Source organism: Constrictibacter sp. MBR-5, assembly GCF_040549485.1.
Taxonomy (GTDB): Bacteria; Pseudomonadota; Alphaproteobacteria; order JAJUGE01; family JAJUGE01; genus Constrictibacter.
Window position 1 is genome coordinate 482,134 of sequence record NZ_JBEPTK010000001.1, and the last position, 15,366, is coordinate 497,499.

The following is a 15,366-nucleotide window of genomic DNA, read 5'->3' on the forward strand; positions in this document are numbered from 1 at the left end:
GATTGTGCCGATCCGCCCTTCAGAGCGGTTGCCAGCGGCCGTCCACCAGGGCATCGACCGCGGGGAAGCGCCGCTTGTAGTCCATGGTCGCACTACCGTCGACCCAGTAGCCCAGATAGACGTAGGGCAGCCCGATCATGCGCGCGTGGCCGACCAGCCAGAGGATGGCCTGGGTGCCGAGGCTGCGCCGCGGCTGGGCCGGGTCGAAGAAGCTGTAGGCTGCCGACAGGGCGTCCGCGGTCCGGTCAACGAGCAGGCCGCCGACCAGCGTCCCCTCGACGTCGCGCGTCTCGACCAGCCATGTCTGGACCGGCGAATCCTCGACCATGTCGCGATAGTCGGCGAAGCTCATCTCGGCCATGTCGCTGCTGCCATGACGCTGCCGCTGATAGGCCAGGAACAGCCGGTACTGCTCGCGCGTCGCGCGTGCCGGCAGGACGGCGTAGTGGAGATCCTCGTTGCCCCGCGCCACGCGCCGCAGGGAGCGCGTCGGCTGAAATGCTTCGACGTGGATCCGCACCGGCACGCATTTGCGGCAGCCGCGGCAGGCGGGTCGATAGGCGAAGCCGTGGCTGCGCCGGAAACCGGCACGCGACAGATCGGCGAACAACGCCTCGCCGTCCGGGCCGCCCAGTTCGACGACCAGCTTCCGCTCCGCACCGCCCGAGAGATAGGGACACGAGACCGGGGCCGTCGCGAAGAACTGGTGTATCGGTCTTATGGGGTGGAATTTCATCGCGTCCGCTGTGGCGTCGCCATCAGTGGAACTATAGGGCAGCCCCACGCCCTAGGGAACCGCAGGCTCCCGGCGAACCTCAACCCGCACCACCGCCTGGCGGGCTTCGGCCTGCGGCGCGGGGCCGCGGGCGTCGTTCGTCGGCACCGCCTGCGCGCGCTGCGCCGGCGCCACCGGCACCGCCGCCTGCCGGGACTGGATCTGGCGCAGCAGGGTGATGCTGATCCGGCGGTTGCGCGCGGCGGCGGGATCGGCGGGTACGAGGGGATCGGTATCGGCGAGGCCGGCCACACGCGCGATCCGCGCCCCCGGCAGGCCGAGTTCCACGAGCGCCCGCCGGCTGGCGTTGGCCCGGTCCGCCGACAGCTCCCAGTTGCCGTAGGTCCGGCCGCTGGCGAAAGGCGCCGAGTCCGTATGGCCGACCACGGAAATCTTGTGCGGCAGCTTGCTGACCGCGAGGACGATCTTGCCGAGCAGTTCGCGCGCCTGCGGGTACATCTGGCTGCCGCCGAGGGGGAACATCGCGACCTTATCCTGATCGGCGATCTGGATGCGCAGGCCCTCGGCCGTCTGGTCGATGATCAGGCTCTGCTTGAAGTCCTTGAGTTCGGGCGTCGTCTCGATGGCCTGGCGCAGTTCCTCGACCGCCTTCTCGAACTGCTGCTTCTCGGCGAGCGCCGCCGCACGGGCCGCCGCCTTCGGGTCCATCTCGTCGACCTTCATGTCCCGGGCGCGGCTGCGCGTGTCCTGCGAGTCGCTGCCGTCGTCGAAACGGCGCTGCCGGCGATCGTCGCGATCCGACTCGCTGTCCTGGGAGCCGGCGTCCCGATCCTCGGAATTGTAGCTGCCGTCCCTGTCCGACTCGCCGTCGAACTCGCCGGCCATCTCGCGGTCGCCGCTCTCCTCGCCCTCGCGCTCGGCGACCATCGGGTCCGGCGGGATATCGGAGAAGACGACGGGCGGGCCACCGACCGACGCCATGGCGCCCTCGCTCATGGTCTTGCCGCCCATGACACCGCCGGCACCGCTGCGGCTGTCCGAGACATTGGTCGGCGCGAAATAGTTCGAGATGCCCTGGCGCTGCTGCTCGGTCGTCGCATTCAGCAGCCAAAGCAGCAGGAAGAAGGCCATCATCGCCGTCACGAAGTCGGCGTAGGCCACCTTCCACGCGCCGCCATGGTGGCCGCCGGCCACCTTCTTGACGCGCTTGATGACGATGGTCGCGCCGCCGTTGTCCTTAGCCATCGCGGCCGTCGCTGTATTCGGACTTCGACAAGTGCGGCGATCCCGGGCGCTGCTGTGAACACTGCGCGGCCGGGCGGCCGGCGCGAGCGGATACTGGCGCAAACGGGGTTAAGGGGACCTTTCCGCGTTGCACCAGACCCGGCGCAGGCATAAGGTCCGCGCGTTTCTGAGCAGTCGACTCGAGAGAAAAGCCATGTCGATCGTCGCCAAGCGTCTGTCGCTGATCAAGCCGTCACCGACGGTGGCACTGAACACCAAAGCGATGGAGCTCGCCGCGGCCGGGGAGGACGTCATCGGCCTCGCCGCCGGCGAACCGGACTTCGCCACGCCCGAGAACATCGCGAATGCTGGCATCCGCGCGATTCAGACCGGCGACACCAAATACACCGCGCCCGACGGCCGCCGCGAGCTGAAGGAGGCCGTCTGCCGCAAGTTCAAGCGCGAGAACGGCCTGGACTACAAGCCCGAGCAGATCACCATCGGCAACGGCGGCAAGCACGTCCTCTACAACACCTTCGTCGCCAGCCTCGACCCCGACGACGAGGTGATCATCCCCGCGCCCTACTGGACCTCCTATCCGGACATGGTGCTGATGGCCGGCGGCAAGCCCGTCGTCGTCGCGTGCGGCGAGGAGAACGGCTTCCGCCTGACGGCCGCCCAGCTCGAAGCGGCGATCACGCCGAAGACCAAGTGGCTGATCCTGAACTCGCCGTCGAACCCGACCGGCGCCGGCTACCACTGGTCGGACATGAAGGCGCTGACCGACGTGCTGCTGAAGCATCCGCATGTCTGGGTACTGACCGACGACATGTACGAGCACATCGTCTATGACGGGTTCGAGTTCTGCACGCCCGCCCAGGTCGAGCCGAAGCTGTACGACCGGACGCTGACCTGCAACGGCGTGTCGAAGTCCTATTCGATGACCGGCTGGCGCATCGGCTATGCCGGCGGCCCGGTCGAACTGATCAAGGCGATCGGCAAGGTCCAGTCTCAGTCGACGACCAACCCCTCCTCGATCAGCCAGACCGCGGCGGTCGAGGCACTCGACGGGCCGCAGGACTTCATCAAGGAGCGGGCGGAGCGTTTCCGCCAGCGCCGCGACCTCGTCGTCTCGATGCTGAACCAGGCCTCCGGCCTGACCTGCCGCCGGCCGGAGGGCGCCTTCTACGTCTATCCGAGCTGTGCGGGCACGATCGGCAAGACCACGCCGTCCGGCAAGAAGATCGAGAGCGACGACGATTTTGCCGCCTACCTGCTGGAGGCGGAGAAGGTCGTGGTCGTTCCCGGCAGCGCCTTCGGCCTGTCGCCCTACTTCCGCATCTCCTACGCCACCAAGGACGAGACGTTGGAAGAGGCCGGCCGCCGCATCCAGCGCGCCTGCGCCGCCCTGCGGTAGTTCGCGCCATTTCCCGTGTCATGCCCGGGCTCGACCCGGGCATCCAGGGCCGCAGGCTTGCGCCGGCGGCCCTGGGTTGCTGGGTCAAGCCCGGCAACGACACGTGATAGGCTGAAGCAGGTCGAGGAGCATTTAGCCGATGTCAGCCCGCCAGCTCCGCCTCGGCGCGTTCCTGCGCCCCGCCAGCATCCATACCGGGGCGTGGCGCTATCCCGGCGCCTTCCCGGACGCGAACTTCAACTTTGCGCACTACAAGCGCTTCGCCCGCAAGCTCGAAGAGGGCAAGTTCGACGCGCTGTTCATGGCGGACCACCTGGCGCTGCTGAACATGCCGGTCGACGCGCTGAAGCGCAGCGCCACCTCGACCTCGTTCGAGCCCTTCACCCTGCTGCCCGCTCTCGCTGCGGTGACCGAGCATCTCGGCCTGATCGCGACGGCGTCCACCACCTATGAGGAACCCTTCCACGTCGCCCGGCGCTTTGCATCGCTCGACCATATCAGCGGCGGGCGGGCCGGCTGGAACCTCGTCACCACGTCCAATCCCGACGCGGCGCTGAACTTCGGCCTCGACGCCGACGTCGAGCACGGCGAGCGCTACAAGCGCGGCCGCGAATTCTACGACGTCGTCACCGGCCTGTGGGACAGCTGGGCCGACGACGCCTTCGTGCGCGACGTGGAGAGCGGCACCTATTTCGATCCCGAAAAGATGCACGTCCTGAACCACAAGGGCGAGCATTTCTCGGTGCGCGGGCCGCTGCACATCGCCCGGCCGGTCCAGGGCTGGCCGGTGATCGTCCAGGCGGGCGCCTCGGACGTGGGACGGCAGACGGCGGCCGAGATCGCCGAGGTCGTCTTCACCAGCCAGCGCACCCTGGCCGACGGCCAGCGCTTCCTGGCGGACGTGAAGGGCCGCGCCGCAGCGGCCGGTCGCGATCCCGAGCACATCAAGATCCTGCCCGGCGCCTTTGTCGTGCTCGGCGAGACCGTGGCGGAGGCGCGGGCCAAGCGCGCCCACCTGGACAGCCTCGTCCACTACGACAGCGGCATCGCCTCGCTCTCCGTGGCGCTGGGCACCGATGCATCGAAATTCGATCCCGACGCGCCGCTGCCGGACGACATCCCGGAGACCAACACCTCCAAGAGCGGCCGCGAGCGCGCCATCGCGCTGGCCCGCGCCGAAAGCCTGACCGTGCGCCGGCTGGCGGAACGGATCGGCGGCTATTCCGGCCTGGAGATGACGGGCACGCCGGAGACCGTGGCCGACATGATGGAGGAGTGGCTGGTCGAGCGCGGCAGCGACGGCTTCAACGTCATGTTCCCCTACCTGCCCGGCGGCCTCGACGACTTCGTCGACAAGGTGGTGCCGGAACTCCAGCGCCGCGGCATCTTCCGCCGCGAATACGAGGGGACGACGCTGCGCGAGAATCTCGGCCTGCCGCGCCCGCCGAACCGCTTCTTTCCATAGGCACGGAACGGCCCGCCTCACCGGTCGTTCAAGCATATCGAGTGTCATGGGAGTTGAGATGGGGGAGCGCCGGTCTCCGCCGACGAGTGTGCAGAGCCGCCCGGTCCCGCGCGGGGAAATGGGACGGCGGGTCCGGGAACACGACTGGGACTCGACCACTCTCGGCCCCGCCGACACATGGCCGACCGCCCTGCGCCTCTTGGTCGACCTGGTGCTGGATTCCCGCCAGCCGCGCTTCGTCGCGTGGGGCCCGGAACTCGTATCGATCTACAACGACGGCTACATCCCGATCCTCGGTGACAAGCATCCGGCGGCGCTGGCGCGGCCGTTCCGTGAGATCTGGGGCGAGATCTGGGACGAGTACGGTCCACTCGTCGAGGCGACGCTGCGCGGCGACGCGCAGTATTTCATCGACCAGCCGGTGGCGCTGACCGGTCGGGCGGGCCGGCCAATCAGTTGGTTCACCTTTTCCTGGACGCCGGTGCGCGACTCGGACGGGACCGTGGCCGGCCTGCTCTCGGTGGCGACCGAAACCACGGAGAAGGTGCTGGCGCAGCAGGCGCTGAAGGCCGCACAGGACGAACTTCTGCACCGCAACGAGCAGCGGTACCGTCAGCTCTTCGATTCGATCGACCAGGGCTTCTGCATCATCGAGATGATCTTCGACGCCGCCGGACAGGCGGTCGACTACCGCTTCGTGGAGGTCAACAACGCCTTCGAACGCCAGACGGGGCTCACCGGCGTCGTCGGACGGACGATGCGCAGGCTGACGCCGGGTCACGAACAGCACTGGTTCGACACCTACGGGCGCGTGGCGCGGACCGGGGAGGCGGAGCGGTTCGAACTGCCGGCGGCACAGCTCGGCCGCTATTTCGAGGTCTACGCCTTCCGCATCGGGCCCGCCGAAGACCGGCAGGTCGCCGTCCTGTTCAACGACATCGCCGAGCGCAAGCGGGCGGAGACGCACCAGAACCTGCTCCTCGCGGAACTCGATCACCGGGTGAAGAACGTCCTGGCGGTCGTGCAGTCCATCGTCCGCCAGAGCCTCCGCGGCGGGGACGTGGTCGACAGGGAGCGCCTGGGCGGGCGGCTCTCGGCACTGGCACGGTCGCACCGGCTGCTCGCCGACAGCCGCTGGGAAGGAGCCGTCCTGCGCCACCTGATCGCCGACACGGTGGCAGCCTACCGCGGTGGCGAACCCGACCGTGTGACGCTGACCGGACCAGGCTTAAAGGTCGTCCCCAAGGCGGCGCAGAGCCTCACGCTCGCGTTCCATGAGCTGACGACAAACGCCGCCAAGTACGGCGCCCTCTCCCGCTCCAGCGGAAGGGTCTCGATCGACTGGGAGATGGAGGGCACGGGACGGAGCCGGCAGCTCGTGCTGGCCTGGCGCGAAACAGGCGGGCCGCACATCGCATCGCCCCCCGACCGCCACGGCTTCGGCTCCCGGCTGATCGCGCAAACCGTCAGCTACGAACTGGGCGGGACGGTCGACCTCGACTTCCGGCCGTCCGGCCTGGTCGCGACCATGCGCCTGCCGGTCGACGCGCTGGTCGACAGCCAGCCGGCGCCTCCGGAAGCCCGCACCACCGCACTCACGCCCGCCTCGGGAACTCATGACCCGCTTCCGCTTGCCGGCAAACGCATCCTGGTAGCGGAGGACCAGTATTTGGTCGCCGCGGAGATCGGTGCGGCGATCGAGGACGCCGGCGGTATCGTCCTCGGGCCGATGCCGACGCTCCGCCTCGCACTGCAGGCGGCGGAGACGGAAGCGATCGACGCGGCATCGCTGGACATCAACCTCAACGGGGAGATGATCTGGCCCGCCGCGGCTGCCCTGCGGCGGCGCGGCGTTCCGCTGGTCCTGGTGACGGGCTACGCGTCGAGCCTCGAGATGCCCGCCGATCTGGCGGGCGCGGCGCGCCTCGAGAAGCCCGTGCACGCGCGGCAGATCCTGCACTGCCTGCGCGGGCTTCTGAGCGACGGTTAGCCGCCCGCCTTTTCGCAGATGTCCTTCAGCGCCCGCCACTCCGCATCGGTCAGGATGGGCGGCCCGGCGACCGCGCCTGCCGCCCCCTTCATCCGGTCGAGCCTTTCCGCGCTCATCGGGTGGCTGTCGAGAATGGTTCCCCGGCGCCCGTCGCCGGTGACGCGCACCAAGAGTTCGCCCATCCCCACCGGTGAGCGGCCGAGGGCGGTCATGGCGGCGACGGCGTAGTCGTCGGCCCGCCTCTCGGTATCCCGCGAGTAGGACGCGTCGAGTAGCGAGCGCGCCGCGACGATCACGGCACCGCCGCCGGTCACGTCGCCCAGGAGCAGGCCGAGGACGAAGGTCGTGCCGCCCGTCTGGATCAGACGGCGCATCGCGTCGCGGTGCTGCGCGTGGCCGATCTCGTGCGCGACGACACCGGCGATCTCGTCCGGCGCCTCGGCCTTGTCCAGCAATCCCGCGAACAGGTAGATCCGGCCGCCGGGCAGCGCGATCGCATTGGGCATGTCGGAGGCGAGCACGGCCCCCCGCAACGCCTCGCGCATCGCGTCCGTCGCCCCGCCGGCCACCGCCAGCGTACCGATGAGCTTGTCGAGCGCCGCGCGCCCCGCCGGGGTCTCGCAGGTCTCGCCGCCCAGAATGGCGCGGATCTGGCCGTCCACCGCCTCGCCCAGCCGCGCCTCGACCGCGTAGGGCACCAGGGGCGCCAGCCGGTCGGCAGCATAGGGAATGCCGTAGATCGCCATCACGAGGATCGAGCAGACCGCCGCCAGCGACCAGCCGACGATGCGCCCGGTCTGGCGCCGCTCACCGGCATCGAGGGCGCGGCAGCGCGCCAGAACGGCCCGTACCGCCGCCGGATCCTCGACCTCCAGCCGCGCCAGCATCGGCGCGGTCTCGTTGCGCAGCCGCAGGCGGCCGTGCCCGTCGGCACGCCGCATGCCGTCATAGGGCCAGGATGCGAGCACGGCGCCGTCCTCGACGATCTCCAGCCGGTCCGCGACGCGGAGTTGCACCTGCCGCCTGCGGTTCGACGTGCCGTCGTAGAACACGCCGGCCGGCGCCGTCTGTGCCGTCGCCCCCGTACCGTCCATGTCCATCGGACCCATCTCAGAGACCACCGATGTCGAGCCCGTCGGTGAGCCCCTCGCCCAGCGCATCGACCTGGTCGCCCTGGCCGACGATATCGTCGGCAACCCACAGGTTGTGCACCGTCGTCGTGCCGGCGACCTTCGCCCAGACGTCCCGGTTGAGATAGAGCCGGACGACGATCCCCATGGCGACCGCCATCAGCAGGTAGCCGACAACCGTGCCCAGCAGGAGGAAGGGATGCTGCGCCACGGCGGCGAACCGTTCATCCCCCGCCGGCAGGTCGACCAGGGACAGTGCGGCGAAGAGGACCGCGCCGCCCCAGGCGCCAAGCGCGACGCCCAGGAGGACGTACCACCCGACGACCTTCCAGAAGATACCGACCAGTGCGCCCTTAGCGAGCGACGACTCGAACCGCACGGCGCCGAAGCGGATGCCGCCCACCCACCAGCGCCACTCTATCGCCTTGTAGGCCGCGACGAGGAACGGCAGCGGCACGAGCAGCACACCCGTCGGCAGCAGCAGCCACAGCCACCAGCCCCGCTTGAAGAGGCTGCCGCCGGTGCCGTCGAAGCGCCCTTCCAGCGACCCGTAGGCGGTGTGGCGCAGTTTGTAGCGCTCCAGCGCCGCCTGCCGCCACGGCAGCGCCAACCCCAGCGTCAGGATCGTCGCCAGGCTCCACAGGCCGGCGCGCCAGGCATAGCTCCAGCCCGAGCCGCCCATCGAGAAGCGCAGGCCGCGCCAGACCGTCCGCGTCAGCCGGTAGCGCCGCGCCCGGTACATGGCGAACTGCGAGAAGAGGTAGAAGAACAGGAAGAGCGGGATGCTGGCGAAGCTCTGCAGCCGCTCGGCCTCGATGCCCAGGAGGAAATAGGCGAGGTAAACCGGCAGCAGGATCGCCAGCGCCACCAGAAAGCCAATCAGCAACTCCTTGGCGCGGCCGATATACTCCGCGGCGTCGCCGTCGACCGCCGTGTGCGACCAGAGGTGCCGGCGGATGTCGGTCGCCAGCCAGAAGCGGTAGAAGCCGAGCGTGAGCAGTTCCAGGAGCGCGCCTCGGGTCACCAACCGCCGGAAGACGGGCCGCTGCCCGGTGAAGGCGACGGGATGGGCCGGCGGAGCGGCCGCCGGCATGGGAATCGGTTCGTGCATCGCGGCCTCGCGGGCTGAACGACAGGAGCCGGCACGGCCGCCTCGCGGAAAGGTCTAACCCTTACGATCGATCATCAATCGCACGAAATCATTAACATGGAACCGCACCCGGCGAGGTGTCCGCGTCGCCGTGGCGCAACCGATCCGCGCGATGTGTGACGGAAACACGCCGGGCGGCAGATCGCGCCGGCGCGGCGCGGTCCGAAGGGGTCTTGCGCCCGCGCCGCCGCCCGGGCTTGATTGGGCGCAACAAACGGGATGGAGCGCATCGAGGCATGAAGATTGCGGTCATTGGCGCCGGCGGCGTCGGCGCCCCCTTCGGGATGGCGATGGCACTGGGCGGGCATGAGGTCACCTTCGTCGCGCGCGGCGCCCACCTGAAGGCGATGCGTGAGGAGGGCCTGCGCGTGGAAGGGCCGCTGGGCGACTTCCACCTGCCCGAGACGCGCGCCACCGACGACCCGGCCAGCGTCGGCCCGGTCGACGCCGTGCTCTTCTGCGTGAAGCTGTGGGACGTCGAGAGCGCCGGCGAGGCGATCAAGCCGCTCATCGGCCCCGACACCTTCGTCATTCCCATCCAGAACGGCATCGACGCGCCGGACCGGCTGATGCCGATCCTCGGCAAGGATCATGTCATGGGCGGCGTGGCGCTGATCGGCGGGCTGATCGAGCGGCCGGGCGTCGTGCGCCAGACCGGCAAGATGCGCAAAGTCATCTACGGCGAGCTCGACGGCAGCCGCAGCGACCGGGCCGAAGCGTTCCTGGCGGCATGCCAGGGTGCGGGCATGGACGCGGAACTGTCGGCCGACATCCGCCGCTCGCTCTGGGAGAAGATGGTCTTCCTCGTCTCCCTCTCCAGCGTCACGGCGATCACCCGCCTGCCGCTCGGCATCGCGCGCGAGGACGCGGACCTGCGCGCGCTGCTGCTCGACGTGGCACGGGAGACCGCCGCAGTCGGCGCCGCGGTCGGGGTGAAGCTGGCGGACGACTTCCCGGAGAACCGCCTCGCCTACATGGATACGCAGCCGGCGACGACGATGGCCTCGATGGCCAACGACCTGGTGCGCGGCAATCGGCTGGAACTGCCGTGGCTGGCCGGCAAGGTGGTGGAACTCGGCCGCACCTACGGCGTCGATACACCCGTCACCCGCACGATCTATGCGGCCCTGAAGCCCTATGTGAACGGCAAACCCTGATGTCCCCGAAGAAGAACCCGCTGAAGCTGAACAGCCTACAGCTGAAGACCCTCACCCTGCTGCAGGAGGTGGCGCGCCAGCCCGACCTCACCAGCACGGACGAGGCGACCGGCGAGACCGTGATCCGCTCGCTCCCGCATGCCCACGGCAACCACTTCCACATCGGCCGCGCCGTGGTGATGACCGCCGACGCGACCGGCCTCGGCAATCCCGCCGTCTGGGCGGCGCTGGGCCGCAAGGGCCTGATCCGCCAGGTCGAGAACGGCTATGCGATCACCGCCGCCGGTGCCGAATACGACACCGGCATGCGCGACCAGATCTTCCACGGAAGCGACCATTGAAGCAGACGGCACCGGAGGAGTCGGCACCCGAGGCCTCGGGCGGCGCCGCGACGCACCGCATCGGGCGCCTGCCGCGCAAGCCCGGCACGACCGGCATCAGGCCACGCGACGCCGCGGCCCTGATCCTGGTCAAGCGCGACGGACCGGAGCCGGCCGTGCTGATGGGCCACCGGCACCACAAGCACGTGTTCATGCCGAACACCTTCGTGTTCCCGGGCGGCCGGGTCGACATGGAGGATGCGCAGGTCCCCGTCGCCGCACCGCTGCGCCCGCCGGTCGCCGAGCGGCTGGAACGGCATGCGACGCGGCGGCGCGCCCGCGCGCTCGCCCTGGCGGCGATCCGCGAGGCGTTCGAGGAGACGGGCCTGACCATCGGCCGGCCCCCCGCCGCACCCGTCGACCAGGCGGCACTGGCCGACACGTGGCGGCCGTTCTTCGAGACCGGCCTCGCCCCGGCGCTCGACCTGCTCGACTACGTCTTCCGGGCCATCACGCCGCCCGGCGACGTGCGCCGTTTCAATGCACGGTTCTTCATCTGCGACGCTGCCCATGCGGCAGGCACCCTGGGCGGCAGCGGCGAACTGGTCGACCTGACCTGGCTGCCGATCGGCGAGGCGCTGACCACGCCCAACACGCCGGGGATCACGAAGCGCGTTCTCACCGAAGTGCAGCGCCTGCTTGCCGAATCCGACCCGTGGAACCTGCCGTCGGGCCATGCCGTGCCGCGCTATCACGCGGTCCACGGCCGCGAGCGGATCAGCTACGACTGACGCTGCAAATTTTATCGGCGCCGGTGCCGGGCCGCGGAACCGCGCCCGCCACCAAATGTTAATACGGGTACAAGACCGGCTCGAAAAGTCGCTGGGACCTTCGGCCAAAGGAACCCGGCGAGGCCGCACAGAATTCCGGGCGGGGGAATGGTGTCCCGCTCATCCGCGCCCACGGTCGGGGGCGGAGGCCGGACCGGTCTTTCTACACTTTCTACCTTCCGCCCCGGTACCGCCCGCACCTCTTTCGGCGGGTAGGCCGGGGCGGAAGCGCATTCCGGCCCTGCCCCATCCGTCTAGTCTTCCTGGGGTGCCAGTCCGAGCAGCCTGCGCCGCAGGCGCAACGCATACCAGGCATAGCCAAGCGTCTCCCGGCCGAGATAGTTCAGCCAGAGCCGGTAGCCGACCTCGTCGCGGCCACCTCCCGCACTCTCCCCCTGCCCCTGAATCCCATAGGCCCGGAACGCCAGCAGCGAACGCGGCAGATGCCAGCCATCGGTGACGATCAGCGCCCGCCGCCAGCCGCGCCGGCGCATCAGCGCCGCACAATAGCGGGCACTCTCATGCGTGTTTCGGGCGCAGCGTTCGGCGACGATGGCCGGTTCAGGCACCCCCATCTCGCGTGCGAGGGCGGCCATCGCCTCCGCCTCGGTCGGCGGGTGGCGGCCGAAGCCGCCCGTCACGATCATCGACTGGGCGAGGCCGGCGTGGAAGGCGGCGACGCCCCGCACGACCCGGCGGCGCAGCGCCGGACTCGGCGAACCGTCCCGCCGGACGGCTGCGCCGAGGACGATGATCGTGTCGAAACGGGGCGGTATGGCCGTGCCCTGCGCCGCGTGGACGCGAAGCCGGTCAGGACGCCAGCGTCACCACTCGCTCATAGGCCGGCAAGGTCAGGAACTCGCCGAATTCGTCGGCGGTGACCATGTCGTAGAAGAGTTCCGCCGCCTCGTCGTGCTTGCCGGTCGTCCAGGCGTCCTCGCCGACCTGGGCGCGCATCTTCGCGACCTCCTCGTCGAGCAGCCGGCGCACGAGGGCCGCGTCGATCACCGTGCCGGTCCCCGTGAACGTCGCCTTGTGGCGGATCCACTGCCAGACCTGGGCGCGGCTGATCTCGGCCGTGGCCGCATCCTCCATCAGGTTGTTGATCGGCACGCAGCCGATGCCGCGCAGCCACGGCTCGATGTAGAGCACGCCGACCGCGAGGTTGGTCCGCAGACCCGCCTCGGTGATCTGGCCCTCGGGGATCTTCAGCAGGTCGTCGGCCGTCACGTGGACGTCCTGGCGCTGGCGCGCGACCTGGTTCGGGTTCGGCATCTTGTCGTCGAACGCCGCCTTGGCGATCGGCACGAGCCCCGGATGCGCGACCCAGGTGCCGTCATGGCCGTCGCCGGCCTCGCGCTCCTTGTCGGCCTTCACCTTGGCGAGCGCCTCCTCGTTGGCCTTCTCGTCGCCGCGGATCGGAATCTGCGCGGCCATGCCGCCCATCGCGTGCGCACCGCGGCGGTGGCAGGTCTTGATCAGCAGCTGGCTGTAGGAGCGCATGAAGTGCGTGGTCATCGTGATCTGCGCGCGGTCGGGCAGCACGAAGTCCGGACGGTCGCGGAAACGCTTGATGAAGCTGAAGATATAGTCCCAGCGGCCGGCGTTCAGGCCGGCGATGTGGTCCTTCAGCTCATAGAGGATCTCGTCCATCTCGAACGAGGCGGTGATCGTTTCGATCAGGACCGTCGCCTTGATGGTACCGCGCGGCACGCCGAGCTTCTCCTGGGCGTGGACGAACACGTCGTTCCACAGGCGCGCCTCGACGTGGTTCTCCAGCTTCGGCAGGTAGAAATAGGTGCCGACGCCCTTCTGCTGCCGCGTCTTGACGTTGTGGAAGAAGTAGAGGCCGAAGTCGAACAGGCTGCCCGACATGCGCTTGCCGTCGACGGTCATGTGCGCCTCGGTCAGGTGCCAGCCGCGCGGCCGCACGATCAGGACCGCCGGCTTGTCCGACAGGGCGTAGTCCTTGCCGTTCGAGGGGTCGTGGAACGTGATCGACCCCTTGTTGGCGTCCGCCAGGTTGATCTGGCCGCTGATCAGGTTCGACCAGGTCGGCGTCGTCGCGTCCTCGAAGTCCGCCATGAAGACCTTCGCGCCGGAGTTCAGCGCGTTGATGACCATCTTGCGGTCTACCGGGCCGGTGATCTCGACGCGGCGGTCCTGCAGGTCGGCCGGCACGCCGGCGATCTTCCAGTCGCCGTCGCGGACCGCCTGGGTCTCCTTCAGGAAGTCGGGCAGCGCGCCGCCGCGGATCTTCGCGTCAGCCTCGACGCGGGCCGCGAGCAGTTCCTCGCGGCGATGGTTGAACGTCCGCTGCAGATCGGCGACGAAAGCGAGGGCCTCCGGCGTCAGGATCTCGTCGAAGCGGGGCTCCATCGCCCCCAGGATGGCGACGCCCGACGGCGTCTCGACGGTACTGCCGGCCATATCTCGTCTCCTTGCTCGCGCGTCTTTTCGTTCGGCGGGGCGCAGAAACTATCCGACGGGCCGACATCAAGTCCACTGCGCAAGTCCATCGCGCCCATCGGCCGGGGAACGGCGCGGGAATAAACCGTTGCAGGCGGCGTTAACGGCCCAAGATGATTCCGGGATCACCAATCACACGGCCGGCATGACCGACGGGCAGTTGCGCCAGACGCTCCATCTTCACGTCGTGCGCCTCAGGCGCTACGCGCATGCCCTGGTGCGCGACGCGGACCAGGCCGAAGACCTCGTCCAGGAGTGCCTGGCGACCGCCCTGGCCCAGGCGCATCGCTGGACGCCGGGGACCGACCTGCGGGCGTGGCTGTTCACCATCCTGCACAACCTGCATATCGGCGGGGTCCGCAAGCGTCTGCGCCAGGCGGAGCATGTCGATCTCGAATCGGTGGCGCACCTGCTGCCGCAGGCGCCGGCACAGACGCAGCGGCTGGAGTGGCTGGAAGCGCTCTGGGCGTTCGAGCAGTTGGAGCCGGATCAGCGCGAGGTCCTGCTGCTGACCGCGGTCGAGGGGTTCCGCTATCGGGAAACGGCCGACATCCTCGGCGTCGCCACGGGCACCGTGATGTCGCGCCTGTCGCGCGCGCGGCAGCGGATGCGCGACCTGCTGGCCCAGCGCGGCAAGCCGAACCTGCGTCTGGTGAAGTCATGACCGTCCACGACCGACCGACGGAAGAGGAGATCCACCGCTACGTCGACGGCGTCGCGGACGAGCGCACGGCGGCGCTGGTCGAGCGCTGGCTGGAGGACGAGCCGGCCGACCTGCGGCGCGTCGACGACTATCTCCGGCTCAACGAGGCATTGCACGTCGCCTTCGCCCGAACGCCCGACGGTCCGGCACGGCCGGGCCTCGACAAGGTCGAGCAGCAACTCGCCCGCAAGCTGGCGATCCGCCGCCTGAGCTGGAAGCTGCGCTTCGGCCGGCCGGGACTCGCCATGCTCGGCGGCGCGGCCGTGATCGCGGGGATGGCCTGGTTCGGCTCGACGCTCGTGTGGCACATGCCGCCCGGCTATGCCCACGAGGCCGTCGAAGCGCACCTGCTGTTCGTCTCGGACGACGAGCATCCCGTGGAGATACCGGCGGAGCGGCGGGCGGAACTGACTCGCTGGCTGTCCAAGCGCGTTGGCGTGCCGGTCCCGCTCCCGGACCTGACGGAAGCCGGCTACTACCTGCTCGGCGGCCGCCTCGTCACCAACCATCTGAAGCCGGCGGCACAGCTCATGTATGCGCGCGGCGACGGCCACCGCATCACGCTGTTCATCACGCGGGCGGACGGCGCGCAGGAGACGCTGGCGGAACTGTTCGAGGAGCAGCAGGTGCGCTTCGTCTGCTGGCAGCACGGCAGGGCGAGCTTCGCGCTGGTCGGCTCCGAGGATCCCAATCTCCTTCGGGCCCTCTCGGACCGGATCATGGCGAGCGCGCGCGACACGGAGCAGGCCAGGTCCTGATCGCGCCCCCGTCGGGG

General features: G+C 69.5%; 14 protein-coding genes. 8 read left to right on the forward strand and 6 right to left on the reverse strand.

Going from position 1 to position 15,366, the window contains the following annotated elements; genetic code table 11:
• Nucleotides 1-19: 19 nt before the first annotated feature.
• A complete protein-coding gene (locus tag ABIE65_RS02280; RefSeq protein WP_354075242.1) occupies nt 20-736 on the reverse strand; it encodes an arginyltransferase in 717 nt (238 codons plus the stop codon).
• Nucleotides 737-787: 51 nt separating this feature from the next.
• Complete coding sequence (locus tag ABIE65_RS02285) at nt 788-1,981, reverse strand: flagellar motor protein MotB (protein WP_354075243.1); 1,194 nt, start codon at nt 1,979-1,981, stop codon at nt 788-790.
• Nucleotides 1,982-2,174: 193 nt separating this feature from the next.
• Here ABIE65_RS02285 and ABIE65_RS02290 point away from each other — a divergent pair, with 193 nt between their 5' ends.
• The 3 genes from ABIE65_RS02290 to ABIE65_RS02300 all read left to right on the forward strand — a co-directional run bounded on the left by ABIE65_RS02290 (nt 2,175) and on the right by ABIE65_RS02300 (nt 6,832).
• Entirely contained in the window at nt 2,175-3,377 is a 1,203-nt protein-coding gene (locus ABIE65_RS02290; protein ID WP_354075245.1) for a pyridoxal phosphate-dependent aminotransferase, read from the forward strand.
• 139 nt (nt 3,378-3,516) lie between these two features.
• Nucleotides 3,517-4,842 (forward strand): LLM class flavin-dependent oxidoreductase, encoded by a 1,326-nt coding sequence (locus tag ABIE65_RS02295; protein WP_354075246.1) that lies wholly within the window; start codon nt 3,517-3,519, stop codon nt 4,840-4,842.
• 118 nt (nt 4,843-4,960) lie between these two features.
• Entirely contained in the window at nt 4,961-6,832 is a 1,872-nt protein-coding gene (locus ABIE65_RS02300; protein WP_354075247.1) for an HWE histidine kinase domain-containing protein, read from the forward strand.
• Here the strand turns inward: ABIE65_RS02300 and ABIE65_RS02305 are convergent.
• On the reverse strand, nt 6,829-7,941 hold the full coding sequence (locus ABIE65_RS02305) for a M48 family metallopeptidase (protein ID WP_354075248.1): 1,113 nt from the start codon (nt 7,939-7,941) through the stop codon (nt 6,829-6,831). The genes ABIE65_RS02300 and ABIE65_RS02305 overlap by 4 nt on opposite strands.
• Nucleotide 7,942: 1 nt before the next feature.
• The gene (locus tag ABIE65_RS02310; protein ID WP_354075249.1) at nt 7,943-9,073 is read right to left on the reverse strand and encodes a YjgN family protein; all 1,131 of its coding nucleotides are present in this window, start codon (nt 9,071-9,073) and stop codon (nt 7,943-7,945) included.
• A gap of 275 nt (nt 9,074-9,348) precedes the next feature.
• Here ABIE65_RS02310 and ABIE65_RS02315 point away from each other — a divergent pair, with 275 nt between their 5' ends.
• Genes ABIE65_RS02315 through ABIE65_RS02325 form a run of 3 tightly spaced genes read left to right on the forward strand, consistent with a single transcriptional unit; the run spans nt 9,349 to nt 11,380 of the window.
• Nucleotides 9,349-10,269: a ketopantoate reductase family protein gene (locus tag ABIE65_RS02315; protein WP_354075250.1), complete on the forward strand. Its 921-nt coding sequence runs from the start codon at nt 9,349-9,351 to the stop codon at nt 10,267-10,269.
• Complete coding sequence (locus ABIE65_RS02320; RefSeq protein WP_354075251.1) at nt 10,269-10,610, forward strand: hypothetical protein; 342 nt, start codon at nt 10,269-10,271, stop codon at nt 10,608-10,610. The genes ABIE65_RS02315 and ABIE65_RS02320 overlap by 1 nt, the downstream gene beginning before the upstream one ends.
• Nucleotides 10,607-11,380, forward strand: coding sequence for an NUDIX hydrolase (locus ABIE65_RS02325; protein ID WP_354075252.1), 774 nt, complete (start codon nt 10,607-10,609; stop codon nt 11,378-11,380). Before ABIE65_RS02320 ends, ABIE65_RS02325 begins: the two co-directional genes overlap by 4 nt.
• A gap of 293 nt (nt 11,381-11,673) precedes the next feature.
• On the opposite strand, the gene ABIE65_RS02330 is transcribed toward ABIE65_RS02325, so the two are convergent.
• Nucleotides 11,674-12,195, reverse strand: a complete 522-nt coding sequence (locus tag ABIE65_RS02330; protein ID WP_354075696.1) for a YdcF family protein — start codon at nt 12,193-12,195, stop codon at nt 11,674-11,676.
• Nucleotides 12,196-12,229: 34 nt separating this feature from the next.
• Nucleotides 12,230-13,849 carry a malate synthase A gene (gene aceB, locus ABIE65_RS02335; RefSeq protein ID WP_354075253.1) on the reverse strand — a complete coding sequence of 540 codons (1,620 nt, stop codon included), beginning with the start codon at nt 13,847-13,849 and terminating at the stop codon, nt 12,230-12,232.
• A 127-nt stretch (nt 13,850-13,976) separates the two neighbouring features.
• Between aceB and ABIE65_RS02340 the strand changes: the two genes are divergently transcribed.
• A complete protein-coding gene (locus tag ABIE65_RS02340) occupies nt 13,977-14,552 on the forward strand; it encodes a sigma-70 family RNA polymerase sigma factor (protein ID WP_354075254.1) in 576 nt (191 codons plus the stop codon).
• Nucleotides 14,549-15,349, forward strand: coding sequence for an anti-sigma factor family protein (locus tag ABIE65_RS02345; protein ID WP_354075255.1), 801 nt, complete (start codon nt 14,549-14,551; stop codon nt 15,347-15,349). The genes ABIE65_RS02340 and ABIE65_RS02345 overlap by 4 nt, the downstream gene beginning before the upstream one ends.
• Nucleotides 15,350-15,366: the final 17 nt, after the last annotated feature.

Coding starts and splice junctions, on each gene's coding strand:
- ABIE65_RS02280 (WP_354075242.1), bottom strand. CDS start 736: ATGAAATTCCACCCCATAAGACCGATACACCAGTTCTTCGCGACGGCC.
- ABIE65_RS02310 (WP_354075249.1), bottom strand. CDS start 9,073: ATGCACGAACCGATTCCCATGCCGGCGGCCGCTCCGCCGGCCCATCCC.
- ABIE65_RS02320 (WP_354075251.1), top strand. CDS start 10,269: ATGTCCCCGAAGAAGAACCCGCTGAAGCTGAACAGCCTACAGCTGAAG.
- ABIE65_RS02315 (WP_354075250.1), top strand. CDS start 9,349: ATGAAGATTGCGGTCATTGGCGCCGGCGGCGTCGGCGCCCCCTTCGGG.
- aceB (WP_354075253.1), bottom strand. CDS start 13,849: ATGGCCGGCAGTACCGTCGAGACGCCGTCGGGCGTCGCCATCCTGGGG.
- ABIE65_RS02290 (WP_354075245.1), top strand. CDS start 2,175: ATGTCGATCGTCGCCAAGCGTCTGTCGCTGATCAAGCCGTCACCGACG.
- ABIE65_RS02305 (WP_354075248.1), bottom strand. CDS start 7,941: ATGGGTCCGATGGACATGGACGGTACGGGGGCGACGGCACAGACGGCG.
- ABIE65_RS02345 (WP_354075255.1), top strand. CDS start 14,549: ATGACCGTCCACGACCGACCGACGGAAGAGGAGATCCACCGCTACGTC.
- ABIE65_RS02285 (WP_354075243.1), bottom strand. CDS start 1,981: ATGGCTAAGGACAACGGCGGCGCGACCATCGTCATCAAGCGCGTCAAG.
- ABIE65_RS02300 (WP_354075247.1), top strand. CDS start 4,961: ATGGGACGGCGGGTCCGGGAACACGACTGGGACTCGACCACTCTCGGC.
- ABIE65_RS02295 (WP_354075246.1), top strand. CDS start 3,517: ATGTCAGCCCGCCAGCTCCGCCTCGGCGCGTTCCTGCGCCCCGCCAGC.